Here is a 16,691-nt window from a genome sequence, read left to right on the forward strand (position 1 = left end):
TCGATCTTGCCGCTGCCTTTGACACCGGTGGGGCTGGCGGTGTCGTGCTTGAGACGTGGGAAGCCTTTGTCGTCGATGTGGGCGACGACGGTGTCCCAGGCGAGGAGGCCCTGCATGTTGAGCGCATGGAAGTGAGCCGGTTGCGATTTTTTCGCGAGAGCGCCAGAGGCCGCTCTCATCAATAATTCTTCGGATCGCTCTCGTAGAGCCTTGGTAGGCGTTCGAGATCGTGCTGTTCCCCAGGTTCGTCAGACAGAGCGCGTGCCATCGTGGCGTCCGAGGTCCAGGTGGCCACGGTTTTTTTATCCTTGCCATGAATGACGCGGATCACGGCGCCGCGGTATTTGGGTTCTGTCTTGCCGCGCATTGGGTCTTTGGGGCCCAGACCGTCGAGATCATCGGCACGGCCATCGTAATGGCTCTTGGATTTGGTTTTAAACTCCAGTTTCTCGATGCCAGCGGAGCGTAACTGAAGGGTCTCTTTGCCTTCGGCAAACAAATAGTTGAGGTGCTTGATTTCTGTATCGCCAATCAGCCACCATTCCACGACGACCTCTGTAGGGTAAGCCGAGAGGTTGGTGAGTTCGGCCGTATAGACCCACTGATAGCCATTTTTTTTCATGGGTTGTTCCGTCTGCCTTCCGGTGAGTCGGATTATGGGAGACTTCTGCGCCAGCGCACCAGCCTTCTGCATCTCTGCCTGAAACAGGCGCAAGTGCTCGGCTTTCGTCTGCCCCATGCTATTGGTGGGCTCCGCTTTTTTCACGGGTGGCCCTGCTTCAATCTTTTTCAGGGCGAGCCTCCCGATAATTTCACGCTCCACCTGCTTGAGTTGCTGCAAAAAGGCAAGATCGTGCGCAGGGGAGTCCCCGTTTTTCTCGCGACTTTTGGAGGGAGGCACCAAACGAATGTTGGATACGTCGCGTGAAAACCGTGGTGCATGTTCCAGCAAGACGATGTATTCAAAGACGGCTTGAGTGCCAGCATCAGGCCCCTTGGTGATGGCACCAGTGAAGTGGTGCAAGCTGTCATAACAGCCGAGCGCCCGTGCTTCCTGCCACATTTGCATCAGATTGCCCTGTATGGTCGATTGCTGCACGGGGCCGACGGCTGGTTGGAATTCGAAGGCCATGCTCAGCAGGCTACGGGCGTCTGGTCCACCAGACTCCACGCAGCTTTGCATGGCGTTTAGAATGGCGATGATCTGTGTGCGGGCCTGATTCAGTCCTTGGGGCTCCGCCTTTGCTGTCAGTGCCTGCGGCTTCAAGTGGGGCGCTAATGCGCGGGCCAGCGGGTAGTTTTTAGCGTCGGCTGTTCTATAAAAAAACACCCCCGAAAGCGCCAGGAGGAGAAGTGTCGTCAGACGGAGGGTTGAAGAGCGATGCATGGTTGGGAGTTTGCTCAAATCGGCATCGGAGAACAAGTCGAAAGTGGGCCAGGCACGGGGATGCCTTTTGAATCACCCTGCGCGCTTCTGAGATCGTTGAATTCAACGATTCCAAGCATCGCCCACTCGCTGTCATGAGATCCGCTACAGGTTTGAGACAACAAGCCTGCTACCACTTCTTCTTGAAGCCGCCGCCGCCGCTGCCGAAGCCGGGCTTTTTGAAGCCACCGCCGCCGCCGTAGGGACGTTTGCCGCCGCCGAAGCCGCCGCGATCTTCGCGATCACCACCACCGCCGTAGCCGCTGCCGGCGTCTGCGCGGCGCGGGCCTTCATCGCCACCGTAACCGGGGCTGGGGCCTTCGCCGTCGCGTTTGAGATGGGGTTTGTCGCCGTAGCCGGGTTTGGCACCACCGTAGCCTTTGAAGCCACCGGGTTTGCTGAAACCACCGCTGCCACCGCCTTGATAGCCACCGCCACCGCCTTGGTAACCGCCGCCGGAGCCGCCACCTTTGTAGCCGCCACCGCCGCCGAAGCCGCCTTTGTTAAATCCGCCACCGCCGCCGTAACCGGGCTTTTTGACGAAACCGCCGCCACCGCCGAAGCGCTTCTGGCGGATGCCGCTGATGTCATCGGGACGATCGGCGTGATCCATGCGGACGTCACGGCCGCGCAGTTGAGCGCCTTTGACGCCTTCGAGCACCGACTCGACGACATCCCCAGGCACTTCGACGAAGCTGCATTTCTCCAGCACGTCGATGGCACCGATGCTGCCGGGGGTGAGGTCTTGAATGGTGTTGTAGAGCATGCCGGCGATGTCCTGCGGACGCACCTGATCCATGCCGCCGACGTTGATGAACAGACGGACCATGCCGGAGCGCGGGCCTTTTTGGACGTAGCTGCTCTGCTTCTTGGGCAGCGGGCGCTCTTCGTCGGAGGTGTCGTATTCGTTGTCGAATTTCGCGGGCGCGGGCCGTGGCGCTGCGGCAGGGGCAGGGACGGCGGCCTGATGATTCGTGGGGCCGGCGTCTTCTTCTTGAGCGGGGGCTGGAGCGGCAGCTTCTGACGCGTCGGACTGGTCGGACTGGTCTGACGTGTCGGACGAAACAACTGGAGCAGGCGCTGTGGCAGCCGGAGTAGGAGTAGGAGTAGGAGTAGGAGTAGCAGCAGGCGCAGGTGGGCGCACGGGAGCAGGAGCCGGACGGGCCTGGAATTCGCGCTGCGGGGCGTCTTTGCGCTTTGGCGCACGATCTTCCATGATCTGCTCGGCTTCACGAACCTGATCCTTCATGAGGAGGTCCATCAAGGCACTGGCGATCTCGGTGGCGGTGAAGCCGGTGTCGAGCAGGCGCTGGATGCTGTGCTCGTGGGAGGTGTAGGTGTTGCCTTCGAGCACCGCTTTGACCTTGTCGAAGGTCTTATCGACGCGGGTGGCTTCGAGATCTTCCTGCGACGGCACTGCGGCACGGTCGATGCGGATGTTGATGAAGCGCTGGATGCGCTGCATGAGATAAATTTCGCGACCGGCGACGAGACTGACGGCCTTGCCTTTGCGACCGGCACGACCGGTGCGGCCGATGCGGTGGACGTAGTCTTCGGCATCGTAGGGCAGCTCCAGATTGACGATGAGGTCGATGTCGTTCACGTCGAGGCCGCGTGCGGCCACGTCGGTGGCGCAGAGGACTTCGACGGCGCCGCTGCGGAAGTTTCGCATCACACGCTCGCGCATGGTTTGATTGATGTCCCCATGGAGGCGGTCGGCGGCATAACCGCGTGCCACCAAGGCGTCCGTGGCGTCATCGACGGCACGTTTGGTGTTGGCGAAGACGATGGTGAGACGCGGGGCCTCGATGTCGAGGACGCGGCAGAGCACTTCGGTCTTGGAACGGCCATGCACTTCGTAGTAGCGCTGCTCCACCGTGGGAACAGTGAGGGCCTTCTGCTGAATGGTGATGGTGGCGGCGTTGCGCGTGTAGTTTTCGACGAGACGGCGGATGCGCGGCTCGAAGGTGGCGCTGAAGAAGATGGTCTGGCGTTCTTCGGGCACGGCGGCCATGAGGCGGTCGATGTCGTCGCTGAAGCCCATGTCGAGCATTTCGTCGGCTTCATCAAAGACGAGCATCTTCAGGCCGTCGAGCTTGATCAAGCCGCGCTCCATGAAGTCGAGAATGCGTCCTGGGGTGCCGACGACGATTTGGGAGCCGCTTTGCAGCGCACGAATCTGGCGGTCATATGAAGCACCGCCATAGACTGGTGTGGCGCGGATGTTTTTGAAGGTGGCGAGTTTGTGGATCTCCGCGCAGACCTGCATGGCGAGTTCGCGGGTGGGGCAGAGGATCAGTGCCTGCACATTGCGCTGGGTGGCATCGACGCGCTGGACGACGGGGATGCCGAAGGCCATGGTCTTGCCAGAGCCGGTCTGGGACTGCCCGACGACATCGCGTCCGGTAAGCGCCACGGGAATGGCTTCGGCCTGGATGGGCGAGGGTTGCTCGAATCCGAGTGATTTGACGGCGTCGAGAAGCTCGGGCGCGATTCCCAGTTCAGGGAAGGTGTGTTTGTCCATAATGCGGTTCCCCTGAGTTTAGAGGGCGGCCATACTCCCACCGCTGGGGGAGATAGCAAGGTGTTTGATCGAAGGGGAAATGCCGTTAGACCAGCTTCCATCCCAAGGCGGCATTTAGCTTGTCCTCAATCTGGCGACGGCGCATGTGGCTGACGCTGCCGCATTGGCGGGCAAGCTTGGATTTCTCGACGAGCCAGAGAAAAAAGGTCGCCGCAGCGATAGACGAGTGCAAAAGACCTCATAGAATGGCGTTCCAGTCACCCCGCCACCTTAACCGGGCCTACCACCCAATCATGTCCACCGCCACCGCTGCTCCTCCCTCGTCGTCCACCCCCACGACTCTGCGCAACGCCGTCATCCGCCTCGCAGGCAACTCGCAAGATGGCATTCAGTCCATCGGCGGCTTCCTGGCCCGGCTTGCAGGCCGCACGGCGCAGGAAGTGATGACCTACATGACCATCCCGTCCACGATCAGCGGCGGGCCTTCGATCTTCCAGGTGCATCTCGGTTCCGGTGCGGTGCTGCATGAAGGCGATGAAGCGGACGTGCTGGTTGCCTTTTACAAGCATAGCTACGAGAACCACGTCGCAGCGCTGCGTGATGGCGGCATCTGCTTCTACGACACGGCGGACATGGGGCCGGAGGACGTCAAGCATGAGCGCGGCATCATCCACATCGGTGTGCCATTCACTTCCGCGACGGTGGAGGCCGTCGGCGGCTCCACGCGTGATCGTGGCAAAAACATGTTCGTGCTCGGCATGGTGACTGCCGTGTTCAATTTGGACAAAGAGAAACTGGTCGGCATCGTCAGCCGCCAGTTCGGCAAAAAGGACGAAAGCGTGCTGCGCAACGCCCTGCTGGCCTTTGACGCCGGTTTTGCCTACCAAGTCGGCGACATCGAAAAGTTTGCCTTCGTGCCTGGCGAAGCGACCAGCGGCCACCGCATCAGCGCGGATGGCAATCAGATGCTCACCCTGGGCCTCATCGCCGCCGGGGTGCGCTATGGCGCGGCCTATCCCATCACGCCGTGGTCGTCGATCTTGGAGACGCTGCGTCTCGAACTGCCCAAATACGGCGGCATCTATGTGCAGGCGGAAGATGAACTCGCCGCTGTCAGCATGACCATCGGTGCTGCCTTTGCCGGCCATCTCGCCATCACCGGCAGCTCCGGCCCCGGCTTGTCGCTGAAAATGGAAGCGCTCGGCTACGCCAGCATGGCGGAAATCCCGCTCATCTGCGTCAATGTGCAGCGTGGCGGCCCATCCACCGGCCTGCCGACCAGTGTGGAGCAGTCGGACCTCATGCAGGCCATCTACGGCAGCCACGGCGACACGCCGCGCATCGTGGTGGCGCCGCAGGATGTGGAAGACTGCTTCTACATCGCGTTGGAAGCCTGCAAACTCGCGAAGAAGTATTCCTGCCCCGTCATCATCCTCAGCGATCAGGCCCTCAGCAGCCGCATCGAGGCATTTGAAGAGCCTGATCTCGACAAGCACTGGGTCGAACCCGAACTCGATCTCTCCACGCGTCCTGCGGACTTCAAACCGTATCCGCTCGATGCCATCACCCGTCACGCACCTCCCGGCTCGAAGATGGCAGGCGGCAAATTCCCCGTCTCCACCGGTCTTGAGCACGACGAAATGGGCCACCCCAGCGGCAGCCCCAAGATGCATACCTTGATGACCGCGAAGCGTCGCAACAAGCTCGTGCAACTCGCCAAGGAACTCCCGCTGCCTGAAATTCATGGCGATCAAACTGGCGACGTCCTCGTCATCGGCTGGGGCAGCACCTACGGCCCGATTAAAGAGAGCGTGGATCGCCTCCGCCTCGAAGGCCACAAGGCCGGTGCGCTGCACCTGCGCCACCTGCATCCGATGCCCGATGGGCTAGACGGCCTGTTCAAGAAATTCAAGCATGTCGTCTGCGTCGAGATGAACGACTCCGGCCTCTACGGCTACGGTCAGCTCGCCACGCTGCTCCGTGCCAGCCTCGCTGATCCGCGCATCCAATCCGTCTGCAAAACCGACGGCCTCGCCTTCCGCATTCGTGAGATCGTCACCGGCGTGGAGAAGATCATGGCCGGTGCTGAGTAATAGTGTAACATCGCACTCATGCCCGCGCACACCTCCAGCGTCATCAAAACCGCCCGCCGTGCCGTCAGTACGCGCCGCGTGCGGCAAGTGACGGCAGCCAGCAGCACGCCGCAGATCATGCGGCGCTGGCAGCCGGAGCAGCGCGTCGTTTTGAGCACCACCTGGAAGCGCTACCTCGCCATCGACAAGGCCTTCGGCGACAACAACCGCCCCGGCACGCTCCTCAATTACGGCGACGGCCAGTTGGAGATTATGACCACCTCATCTGATCACGAGCGCATCAAGATCATCCTCAGCCGTTGTCTAGAAGCCTGGCTCCGTCATCACGACATTGTTTTCTATGCCCGCAGCAACATGACACGTCGCGTGGTTGAATCTGAAAAAGCCGTTGAGGCTGATGAGTCTTATTCCTTCGCCCGTGGCGAAGGCGAAAAACTCGACCTCGCCATCGAAGTGGCCCTCAGCAGCGGCGGCCTCAACAAACTGCCGCTCTATGAAAAACTCGGCCATCCCGAGGTCTGGATCTGGCGTCGCGGCAAAATCCAAGTGCATGCCTGGGACGGTGCCGCTTACCAGCAGCAGCCACGCAGTGTCCGTCTGCCGAAAATCCCGCTGCAATGGATCGAAGAACTCGCCTGCTGGCGCGACGACTACGAGGCCGTCAGCGAATTTCACCGCCGCCTGAAAGCGGGCAAGAAATAGACGCCCGATGGATCACACGCTCCCTTTTCGTTAAATTCACCTCCCCAACCAACCATCATGTCCTCCGCCCTCGCTCCCGCCCCAGCCGCTGCACCTGCCGCGCCCGTTGCTGATCCGAACAAGCTCACCAAAAAAGCCCTCACCGCCGACCATCCGACGTGGTGCCCCGGCTGCGGCGACTTCGCCGTGCTGAACATCTTCTACCGCGTGCTGGAGAAGCTCCAGTATCCGCATGAAAACATCGTGTGCGTCGCCGGCATCGGCTGCTCCAGCCGCTTCCCGTATTTCATGAACACGCACGGCATCCACTTCATCCACGGTCGTGCTCTGCCCCTCGCCACCGGCATCTCCCTGAGCCGCCCTGACGTGCATGTCTTCGTCTTCGGCGGTGATGGCGACGGCTTCTCCATCGGCGGCAACCACCTCAACCATGCCGCGCGCAAAAACATCAAGCTCACCTACATCATCATGGACAACTTCGTCTATGGCCTGACGAAGAAGCAGACCAGCCCCACCAGTCCCATCGGCTTCAAGAGCAAGACCGACCCCACCGGCAGCATCGACCGTCCGATCAATCCGATGAAGCAGCTCCTCGCCAGCGGCGCCACCTTCATCGCCCGCACGCATGCCGCGCAGGTGAAGCACATGGAGGCCATCTTCGAGCGTGCCATCCTGCATGATGGCTTCAGCGTCGTCGAGTGCCTCAGCGAGTGCGTCATGTTCTACGCCGGTGCCTTTGACGATAGCTGGCCGAAAAAAGGCGGCACCTGGGAAACCATCGACGAAACGCAGCACGACGTGACCGACGACCAGGCCGCCTTCAAGCTCGCTGAAAACCTCGCTCCCGGAAAATTCGGCGTCTATTACCAGGTCAACCGCCCCACCAAGAACGCTCTCGAGCAGAAGTGGATCGACGACACGCAGGCCAAGCTCGGCGGTGCCAGCCAGAAAGACATTCTCAAGAAGCGCTTCGAAGCGATGCGGTAAGCCAGCGCTTGCGCATCGCGTGGCTGCTTATTCATCTGCCACCATGACAATCACGCTCACAGAATCCACCGAGTCCTTGCTCAAACGGCAGGTCGCTGAAGGTGACTATGTGAGTGTGGATGCCGCTGTTGAAGCCGCTGTCCAAACGGCCTTTGGCTGGCGTGCCACTGCCGCGCTTGAATCCCTGCTCGATGAGGCCCTTTCTCATACGGGGCGTCGGGTGCCACTTTCGGAGTTGCGCGCGCAGCAGGCATGGAGCCAGACACCTGCCACCGCTCTTTGAATAGCCATGCGCATCCACACGCTCGATCTTCGCTTCCAAGGCATCCCCGGCCTCATCGCTTCCTACCTCGTCGAGAGCGGCGGAGAGTTTGCTCTGATCGAAACCGGGCCTGGATCGACCTTGGCGGCACTACGCAGTGCCATTCGTGCCGTTGATGTCGATGAATCAGCCATCAAGAAGGTCTTCGTCACGCACATTCACCTCGATCACGCCGGAGCCGCTGGCTGGTGGGCGCAGCAGGGAGCCACGGTGTATTGTCATCCGAATGCCGCCCGGCATTTGATTGATTCATCGAAGCTCATCGATAGCGCCCGCTTGATCTACGCGGAGAAAATGGACTCCTTGTGGGGCGACATGCTTCCCGCACCCGCTGAACGCCTCATCGTACTTCAAGACAACGAAGGTGTGCCGCTGGGCGAGGTCGAAATCAACGCCTGGGACACACCCGGCCATGCTCGGCATCATCACGCCTTCGTCCTCGGCGATGTCTGCTTCACCGGCGATGTCGCCGGCATGCGCCTCGAACACAGCAGCTACCTCTCCGTTACCGCCTCACCGCCGCAGTTCGACCCCGTCGCCTATGTGCAGTCGGTGGATCGCCTCATGGCGGCGAAGTTCAAGACCCTCTACCTCACCCATTTCGGCGCGGTGAGCGATGTCGCCGCACATCTCGCCAACTATCGTCAGCGTATCACCGAGGTTTACGAACGTGTCGCCGCCGGTTTCCGCGAAGGCATCAGTACCGAGGAGAATCGTCGGCGCTACGCCGCTGCCGAGCACCAGGCCGCCATGCAGGCCGGAGTCAGTGAGGAACTTTGGCTGAAAGGAGAAAGCGCCAACGTCACCTCGATGTGCGCCGACGGCGTGCGGCTTTACTGCGAAAAGCAGCCGTAGCGCGGGCAATCCTGCCCGCTCCGGCTACTTGCGCCGACGGCGTGCGATTGTTTTGCGAGAAAGGGCGCTGAGCTGCACCGTCCGGCCCACCACCAGCAGGATGATGAGCACCACAGCGCGCAGCATCCACCAGCGCTGCTCACTCGGCGGCTCCACGGTCTTCTTTTCGGCCTCCTGCACGAATGGATCGTCCGCAAAGCCGGTATCATAGGTGTACTCTGGTTCCTGCACGCTGAACGGCACTTCTTCGATCTTTCCGTCCTGCTCAAACACCCCGCGAATCGTCTGCATCGGTCCCGTTTGTTCGAAAATCTCGAAGCCAAGCCAAAAATCCTCCAGCAGCCGTCCTTCCACTGGCAAAGTGAAAGTCACATCCACATTCCTTGCCGCATACTCAGCCTCCGTCATCGGCTCAGTCTTCTCCGAGTTCGGCCAAAGGTGGTCAAACCGCGCCTGCGATCCAAGTGTCGTCTTTTGTCCGTTGATCTCGATCTGGAGGTGCTGGTTCAGATACTCCGTAAGGCCCGGCTCCGCCGCCGTCAGTTCCGCCATGCTGAGCTTCGTGTCACCATCCGTGTCGATCTTCAAAAACCGCGTCAGCGTGAAGATGTTGAACGTTAGCCGAATCTCCAGCTTGTGCGGCTGCGGTCGTGCGCGCATCTCGCTTTGATCCGCCGGATGACCGCAGGCGGAATGACAAATAAGGAATGCCATCGCTTGCCGGAATATTTTCATTCTCCTCCACATTCAGGCCAATCTGGCAAATGTCCGGCCAGTTGTGAAGATGTTTGTTTGTCCCTGAAGGTCATGCTTGATTAGGGGATGCCTTCCGCGCACCCGCAAAACGTCAGCATCTTTGGCCTCGGCTATGTCGGGGCCGTCACCGCTGGCTGTCTGGCCGAACTCGGCCATCACATCATTGGTGCTGATGTGCAGCAGGCCAAGGTGGGCGCATTCAAGTCGGGCATCTCGCCGATTATTGAGCCTGAACTCGAGTCCTTGCTGCAAGCCGCGAAGCGTGAAGGCCGTCTCGATGCCACCACGGACGCTACGGCAGCCGTCAAAGCCTCGCAGGTCAGCATCATCTGCGTCGGCACGCCCTCCCAGGCCGCTGGTCGGCTCAACCTCGACTTTGTGCGCAAGGTCGCCGCGCAGCTCGCCGCCGCGATTCGTGAGAAAAACCTCCCTCACACGATTCTGTTCCGCAGCACGATGCTTCCCGGTAGCACGCGGGTTATCGTGCGCGAGTTCTTCGCTGATCTCATCGAGTCTGGCTTGCTGCACGTCTATTACTGCCCGGAATTCTTGCGCGAAGGCACCGCCGTGCGCGATTTCCGTGATCCTTCACTCGCCGCTGTCGGTACGCATGATGGCAAGGCTCCTGCGACGAACGAGGCGCTCGATCTGCTCGGTCAAAATGCGCAAATTCTCGAATGGGAAGGCGCGGAGCTGCTCAAATACTCCTGCAACTACTTCCATGCGCTCAAAGTCGGCTTCGCCAACGAGATCGGTCGCATGGCGAAGCATCTCGGGGTCGATGGTGCCCGCGTGATGGACGTGGTCTGTCATGACGAGCGGTTGAACATCTCGCGCTACTACATGCGGCCTGGCAATCCCTTCGGCGGCTCATGTTTGCCCAAGGACGTGAATGCGCTCAGCGGTCTGGCACGCATCGAAGGTGTGAACCTCCCGCTGCTCGATCATGTGATCGCTTCCAATCAGGCGCATCTCGATGCGCTACTGGATCAAATCGCTGCAAAGGATGTGCGGCGCGTCGGCTTGCTCGGACTCGCGTTCAAAGCCGACACCGACGACATGCGCGGCAGCGCCATGGTCGCCATCGCCGAGACGCTGCTCGGTCGCGGCTATCAGCTCCGCATTTACGATCCCTCGATCAATCTGACCCGCCTTATTGGTGCCAATGAGGCCGAAATCCAGCGCCGCATGCCGCATCTGGCCCAGTTGCTGTGTGCCACGGCGGAAGAGGTCGTGCGCGAGAGCGATGTCATCATCGCCTCGCAGAAATGTGTGGAGCTGAAGTCATTGAGTGACGTGGCGGTGCATGGGAAGCATGTGATTGATGTGAATGGCTGGCCGGAACTCAAGGCGCTGCCCTGGAGCTACGAAGGCATCTGCTGGTGAGACGAAGCGCAATCAGCGCCTTGCGTGCCGCGTGTGTCTCGTCATCATCCGCCAACCATGCCCACCACCTACCACATCGTTCCGACTGAATCTCACAACGCACTCGTCCGCGCCGCCTACCAGCATCGCGGCTACACGCAGGCGGAGGCGGATGATGGCGCGCGGTTTTGCGAGATGGCCTCGGCGCACGGCATCCGCACGCACAATGCGATCAAGGCGCTACATTTGGACCACCTCTTCGGCAGCGCCACCGGTGGCTGCAAGCCGGGTGCGGAGATCGAAGTGATCAAGAAGCCCTTCGCTGCCAGCGAAGCGTGGGATGGCAAACTCAAGCTCGGCCAGAGCGTGGCCTTCAGTGCGATGGAGCGCTGCATGGAGATGGCGGACAAATACGGCATCGGCCAGGTCAGCGTGGACAACGCCTTCCATTATCTCTGGGGCGGCGGTTATGTGATGGATGCGGCGAAGAAAGGCTACATCGCCTACACGAACTGCACCTCGACGCTTGGCGAAGTGGTGCCCTTCGGCGGCAAGTTCCCGGTGCTCGGCACCAATCCGCATTCCTGGGGCCTGCCGACGCAGGACGCCTGCGGTTTCCCCATCGTGATCGACTGGGCCACCTCCACCGTCGCCATGGGTCGCGTGCAGCAACTCAAGCGCGAGGGCAAACCGCTCCCTCCCGGTGCTGCAGTCGATGCTGCTGGCAAACCGACCACGGACGCGAATGAAGCCGCGTGGCTGCTGCCGTTCGGTGCGCACAAAGGCTACGGTCTCTCACTGCTCATTGAAGTCATGGGCGGCATGATCGGCGGCGGCCTGCCCACGCTGCGCGGTGGCGGTGCGCATCCCAACATCAAGTCGAAGCCGTTTCCAGCCGGCGAAAAGCGCACCAGCAGCTTCTACTTCCAGGTCATCCATCCCGATGCCATCAGCACCGGCCTGTTCTCCAACGGTCGCAACTTCAATGAGAACATCAAAGCCGTGATCGACGACATTCTCGGCCACGGTAACGAGAACTGCATGCTCCCCGGCCAGCCCGAGGCGCAAAACGCCGCGCACACCGCGAAAGCGGGCGGCTTGCTCTTCAGCACCGCTGAAGTCGAGGCGCTCAATGAGATCGCTGATGAAGTTGGTGCGAAGCGCTTCGACGTGGCGGGATTGAAGACTTACGACGTGCCGTGAGGCATGTTGGGTCTTGAGCAAGGCGAACGCGACAGCGTTTTGGAGTGCTCCAGCCCTCTGGAGCTTTGCGCAGGCCGGTGGACGTTCGAAAGCGCCGGAGGGCCGACGCACTCCAGGACGCTCACGCGGATTGAAGACGGGATATGGCAAATCGCCCGCCTCAATAAATCATCGCGTTGTCCGGCGCGGTGGTTTCTTCGACCTTGGTGGCTTCGATGATAGGGACGGTTTGATCGCCTTCCTTTTTGTAGCTCATCTTGCCGACGACCTTGACCCAGGTCATTTCTTTGAACTCGGGGGCCTTCTTGCCGAAATCGACCGGCACGGAATACGGGCGGGCATCGGCGGCGCAGCATTGGACGAGCATGCGGAAGATGCGCAGGCGGTGACCGTCGGGGTTGTTGACCTTTTCGGGCAGGATCTGGGCGATGGTTTCGACCATCTGGCCAGTGATGACCTTCTGCACTTCGACATCGCCGCCGGTGTAATAGAGTTCGGGCACTTCGAGGATGAAATTGCCATCCTTGCTCTGCGGCACCTGCGCCTTGAGATCTTCCAAGGTGAAAGTGCCGTAGCTTTTCGATGCCTGCGCGGGTGGTGGCACATTTTTCGGCGGTGTCTGCGTTTCGGCGTTTGCGGCTGAGACGGCGGCGACTCCGGGAGGCGGTGGTGTGGCGGGTTTCTCGACCGTGACGCTGGTGGTGGCGATGGGTGACGTCGTTTCGGGTTTCGCCGCTGTCTTGGGCTTGTTTTGCAGCGAGAACTGCTCGGCGCGCGAGGTGTCCGCGTAGTTCGGGTCGTAGAGGCCCTTGTTCACGACGGCGTTCGGGCTGTAACGATCCGGCGTGGACAGCGCGGCCCACGACAGCGGGGCGGCAAGGATGAGCAGCACCGTGATGCGGCCGGGCCAGGAGCTTTCCTCCAGAATGCCGTGCGCATGGCCTTCGTGGCTGTGTGCGTGACCGTGGTCATGCGTGTGCCCGTGATCGTGACCACAGCCGCCTGCTTTCTTCGCGTGATCATGACCGCAGTCTTCGTCTTCGTCGTGAGAATGGTCATGCCCGCAGCCTTCGTGGTGCGCGTGGTCGTGATCACAGGTGCCATGCTCGTGTTTGTGCTCATGACCGTGGTCATGGCCGCAGGCGCCGTGTTTGGGGGAATGATCGTGACCGCAGCCCTTGTGATCATGGTCGTGGTCGTCGTGACCATGATCGTGGCCTTCGCAGCCAGGATCTTCAGCGCCCATGGTCAGCAGGTTAAACAAGCCCAGCACCGCCAGACCGATGCCGGAGACGAGCACCATCGGGCGGAAGATGCCGTCGGGCGGCAGGTAGTTCACCAGCCGGCCGCTGGCGTAGAAGTAGATCAGCACGCCGCCCCACAGCAGGAGCATGGCGACACTGAGGAGATGAACGAGGGTGCGGGTTCCACTCATGGCGATTTAGGGTTTGATGGCGAGACTTTGAATGAACTGCATCCACGGCCCGGAAAGCAGGCCGATGAGGACGAAGAGACCGACGAGAAGATATACGACCACCTTGCGCTGGAAGACGCTGGAGTACATGAACAGCAGCTTGATGTCCATCATCGGGCCGAAGACGAGGAAGGCCAGCTTCGCCGCCATCGAGAAGGCGGTCATCGGTGCCGCAATGAAGGCGTCAGACGTGCTGCACAGCGACAGCACCATCGCCAGCCCCATGAGCGACGGCAGCGCCAGCCAGTCGTTGCCCGCGACGGTGTTCAGGATGGCCTGATTGATCTGCGTGTTGAAGGCGGAGGTGATGATCACGCCGATGGCGAAGTACATCGCCGTGTCGAGGAAGTCGCGCATGGAACTGCGCATGGCGTGGACCAGCTTGCCATTGAAGCTGACGGCGGGCGCATGCGTGTGGCCGTCATCCGCGGCAGCCTCGGCGATCTTGTTCGCGATGCTCGCCCGCAGCACCTGGCCCGGTTTGAAGCGCATCACGATGAGCCCCACGATCACCGCCACCAGATAGCCCAGCGACAGCCGCGCAATCGTCATCGTTGCATTCCCCGCCGTGGCGAAGGACAGGCCCGAGAACTCCTTGAACGCCGTCAGCGTGCTGATCGCCACGATGGGGTTCATGATCGGTGCGGACAGCATGTACGTCACCGCACAGGACAGCGGCAGCCCCTTCTGCACCAGCCGCCGGATTACCGGCACCACCGCGCACTCGCACACTGGAAACACCAGCCCCAGGAACCCGGCGATCAGCGTGGCCAGCACCTTGCTCTTCGGCAGCACGCGATCCAGCAGCTTCGCCGGCAGGAAGGCGTCGATGATGCCCGAAAAGATCGTCCCGATCAGGATGTAGGGAGCACCTTCGAAAATGATGCTCAGGAAAGCCATGAGGAAGTCCCCCATGCGGCTGGGTTCGGGCAGTGCGGCGAGAAAAATCATGCGTGGTGGTGGGTCAGTTCTAAACGCTTCCCAAGGGCGGGTTCAAGCGGGAAAGAACCGGGGAAATGACGAATGTCGAACGATGGAATGACGAATGCGGAAATGAGATTGCGTTTGGGCGGCGGATTTGGTGCAATCAGGGCATGAATGAGAAAGTTAAGCGTCTCTGGAGGTGGTTGAAGTGGTTAATCGTGGTTGTAGCGCTTCTGTTGCTCTCTCTCACCATTCCGTTCTACGAAAAACCGAGTCCTCTTCATGGGAACCGAGGGTATGCTCTGAACAACTGCAAACAGATCATTCTGTCTTTGAAGCAGTACGCCAAAGACGCCCGTTCCATCTATCCTGATGGCCAGAACAAGGAGTTCAAATCATCGAACGAAGTGTTTCGCGAATTGTTCAGGGAGGAAATTGTCTCGGATGAGCGCATCTTCGACTGTCCCAACAGCGTGTTCAAAACGGACAACAAGATTGGCCGCCCGCCTGCTTTGGACACGGCGCTATTGTCTGGTGAATGCCACTGGATGCTTTTGAAGAGTCAGACGGAAGACTCTCACCCCAAGATTCCACTGATCATCGAAAACAGTCTCAGCACCTCATGGCCGCCCAAGTGGGATGTCACGCCACCGGAGGGACCACGCAAACGAGGTCAGGCATGGCGAGGACGCGAAATCATCATTGGCCGCAACGACGGCACCGTGCAGGTGGAAAAACTCCGCGCAGACGGCACCCTCGACTGGCATTCGCCACCGAATCTCGACGAGCATGGCAAAAGCTGGATCGACTATCTGACGCCAGAGCAGATCGCCAAGCTGTCCTACTGGGACATCGAGGAGAAATAACCTCGCCTGCTCAGGATCACCCCGCCGCTACTCAGACCGTGCGATCTCCTTGCCGGTGCCGTCGAGGATTTTCACGGCGGCACCTTCGCCCATTTGTTCGCGCACCTTCTGCACGAGCGTCTTGGCTTCTTTGGGGGGAATGCGGCTCTTCTTTTTGCCGGTGGTGACGAGAACCATGACTTTGGGGTCGATCATGGTTTGCACTTGGAGATCAGGCTTGGCCTGGCGGGCGATTGCAGCCGCCGCCTGCCAGCGCTCGGCTGCTTGCCGGTCCTGCGCCAGCTTTCCCATCAGACCCTTCTCCGTTGCCAGTTGTTTCTCTGTCGCCAGCCGATCCTTCTCCAATTTTTCCATCGCCAATTTTTCAGCAGTCAGTTTATCCTTCACCATTTTCTCAGCGTTCTCCGCCGCCAGTCGCTCCTGTTCCAACTTCGCACTCGCCAACTGTTCGATCTCCGTCTGTTCGGAGGTTTGGTCCTGCCGCATCTGCTGCGTCGCCGTGCCAACGAGAAAGATGAAACCCGCAATGATGATGATCAGGCCGATGCGGTTGAAGCTCATGGGCCGATCCTAGCAGCAGGGTTTTAACATTCAAGGCGCGCGGTTTTGCGATGACGCAGCGCTTCGAGCCAGCATGTATCCACACCCTTGAGTGGCATGAAGGGCTCAGTGCTCAGTGCTCAGCCGTAACAATACAGAAGGTGAACCACAGAGGCACCGGGTACACAGAGGATTTAAGAAACACCTGGAAGTCACCTCATGGTGAAGTCGATCAACAAGACTCTTCCCTCTGTGTCCCCTGTGTCTCTGTGGTTCCATTGCATGGACACGGCTCAGTCAAGCGCACCAAGAGGAACTTCAAACTGAGCACTGAGCACTGAGCACTGAGCACTTGGGCGCGCGGGCCACGCACCCAAGGAGACCAGCTTGCACCCGGGAGTGTGAGAAATGCAGGCTAGCAACAATGCCGTTAAGCAATCCTGCAACGAACGCCGACCTGGTCCCTCACCTAACCTTTCGCTTCGCTTTGCGGCGCTTCGCTAGCCCCGAAGCTCGCCTGTTTGCGCAACACGTTTCTCGCGGGGAGAGGGACCTGAATATCGTGCGCCAGCGTCAGGCTCCCTCTCCCCGGCGAGAGACTTGTTTTGCGTTTGGCTTTCTTTCCGGGGAGAGGGTCGGGGTGAGGGGCCAGAT

General features: G+C 60.3%; 15 protein-coding genes. 8 read left to right on the plus strand and 7 right to left on the minus strand.

Features of this window, described 5'->3' with window-relative positions:
- Positions 1-178 precede the first annotated feature (178 nt).
- The 3 genes from ACKVY0_RS22490 to ACKVY0_RS22500 all read right to left on the minus strand — a co-directional run bounded on the left by ACKVY0_RS22490 (position 179) and on the right by ACKVY0_RS22500 (position 4,182).
- Positions 179-1,387, minus strand: a complete 1,209-nt coding sequence (locus ACKVY0_RS22490) for a hypothetical protein (RefSeq protein WP_409217099.1) — start codon at positions 1,385-1,387, stop codon at positions 179-181.
- Positions 1,388-1,556: 169 nt separating this feature from the next.
- The gene (locus tag ACKVY0_RS22495) at positions 1,557-3,950 is read right to left on the minus strand and encodes a DEAD/DEAH box helicase (protein ID WP_409217100.1); all 2,394 of its coding nucleotides are present in this window, start codon (positions 3,948-3,950) and stop codon (positions 1,557-1,559) included.
- 85 nt (positions 3,951-4,035) lie between these two features.
- Positions 4,036-4,182, minus strand: coding sequence for a hypothetical protein (locus ACKVY0_RS22500; RefSeq protein WP_409217101.1), 147 nt, complete (start codon positions 4,180-4,182; stop codon positions 4,036-4,038).
- A 61-nt stretch (positions 4,183-4,243) separates the two neighbouring features.
- Here ACKVY0_RS22500 and ACKVY0_RS22505 point away from each other — a divergent pair, with 61 nt between their 5' ends.
- The 5 genes from ACKVY0_RS22505 to ACKVY0_RS22525 are packed head-to-tail and all read left to right on the plus strand — an operon-like array spanning position 4,244 to position 8,909.
- A complete protein-coding gene (locus ACKVY0_RS22505) occupies positions 4,244-6,043 on the plus strand; it encodes a 2-oxoacid:acceptor oxidoreductase subunit alpha (RefSeq protein WP_409217102.1) in 1,800 nt (599 codons plus the stop codon).
- An 18-nt stretch (positions 6,044-6,061) separates the two neighbouring features.
- Positions 6,062-6,745, plus strand: coding sequence for a Uma2 family endonuclease (locus ACKVY0_RS22510; RefSeq protein ID WP_409217103.1), 684 nt, complete (start codon positions 6,062-6,064; stop codon positions 6,743-6,745).
- 57 nt (positions 6,746-6,802) lie between these two features.
- Complete coding sequence (locus ACKVY0_RS22515) at positions 6,803-7,732, plus strand: thiamine pyrophosphate-dependent enzyme (protein ID WP_409217104.1); 930 nt, start codon at positions 6,803-6,805, stop codon at positions 7,730-7,732.
- 43 nt (positions 7,733-7,775) lie between these two features.
- Entirely contained in the window at positions 7,776-8,015 is a 240-nt protein-coding gene (locus ACKVY0_RS22520; protein WP_409217105.1) for a hypothetical protein, read from the plus strand.
- A gap of 6 nt (positions 8,016-8,021) precedes the next feature.
- On the plus strand, positions 8,022-8,909 hold the full coding sequence (locus ACKVY0_RS22525; RefSeq protein WP_409217106.1) for an MBL fold metallo-hydrolase: 888 nt from the start codon (positions 8,022-8,024) through the stop codon (positions 8,907-8,909).
- Between the two features lie 24 nt (positions 8,910-8,933).
- Here the strand turns inward: ACKVY0_RS22525 and ACKVY0_RS22530 are convergent, their stop codons facing one another.
- Entirely contained in the window at positions 8,934-9,623 is a 690-nt protein-coding gene (locus ACKVY0_RS22530) for a hypothetical protein (RefSeq protein WP_409217107.1), read from the minus strand.
- Between the two features lie 108 nt (positions 9,624-9,731).
- On the opposite strand from ACKVY0_RS22530, the gene ACKVY0_RS22535 reads away from it, so the two are divergent.
- Entirely contained in the window at positions 9,732-11,051 is a 1,320-nt protein-coding gene (locus ACKVY0_RS22535; protein WP_409217108.1) for a nucleotide sugar dehydrogenase, read from the plus strand.
- Between the two features lie 57 nt (positions 11,052-11,108).
- Complete coding sequence (locus ACKVY0_RS22540) at positions 11,109-12,233, plus strand: Ldh family oxidoreductase (protein ID WP_409217109.1); 1,125 nt, start codon at positions 11,109-11,111, stop codon at positions 12,231-12,233.
- A gap of 160 nt (positions 12,234-12,393) precedes the next feature.
- Here the strand turns inward: ACKVY0_RS22540 and ACKVY0_RS22545 are convergent, their stop codons facing one another.
- Together ACKVY0_RS22545 and ACKVY0_RS22550 are read right to left on the minus strand one after the other, a co-directional pair.
- Positions 12,394-13,668, minus strand: coding sequence for a hypothetical protein (locus tag ACKVY0_RS22545; RefSeq protein ID WP_409217110.1), 1,275 nt, complete (start codon positions 13,666-13,668; stop codon positions 12,394-12,396).
- Between the two features lie 6 nt (positions 13,669-13,674).
- A complete protein-coding gene (locus ACKVY0_RS22550) occupies positions 13,675-14,658 on the minus strand; it encodes a permease (protein WP_409217111.1) in 984 nt (327 codons plus the stop codon).
- A 305-nt stretch (positions 14,659-14,963) separates the two neighbouring features.
- Here ACKVY0_RS22550 and ACKVY0_RS22555 point away from each other — a divergent pair, with 305 nt between their 5' ends.
- Complete coding sequence (locus ACKVY0_RS22555) at positions 14,964-15,497, plus strand: hypothetical protein (protein ID WP_409217112.1); 534 nt, start codon at positions 14,964-14,966, stop codon at positions 15,495-15,497.
- Between the two features lie 27 nt (positions 15,498-15,524).
- Here ACKVY0_RS22555 and ACKVY0_RS22560 read toward each other — a convergent pair whose 3' ends face one another.
- Positions 15,525-16,058 (minus strand): hypothetical protein, encoded by a 534-nt coding sequence (locus ACKVY0_RS22560; protein ID WP_409217113.1) that lies wholly within the window; start codon positions 16,056-16,058, stop codon positions 15,525-15,527.
- Between the last annotated feature and the right edge of the window lie 633 nt (positions 16,059-16,691).

The organism is Prosthecobacter sp., from assembly GCF_046154365.1.
GTDB lineage: Bacteria > Verrucomicrobiota > Verrucomicrobiia > Verrucomicrobiales > Verrucomicrobiaceae > Prosthecobacter.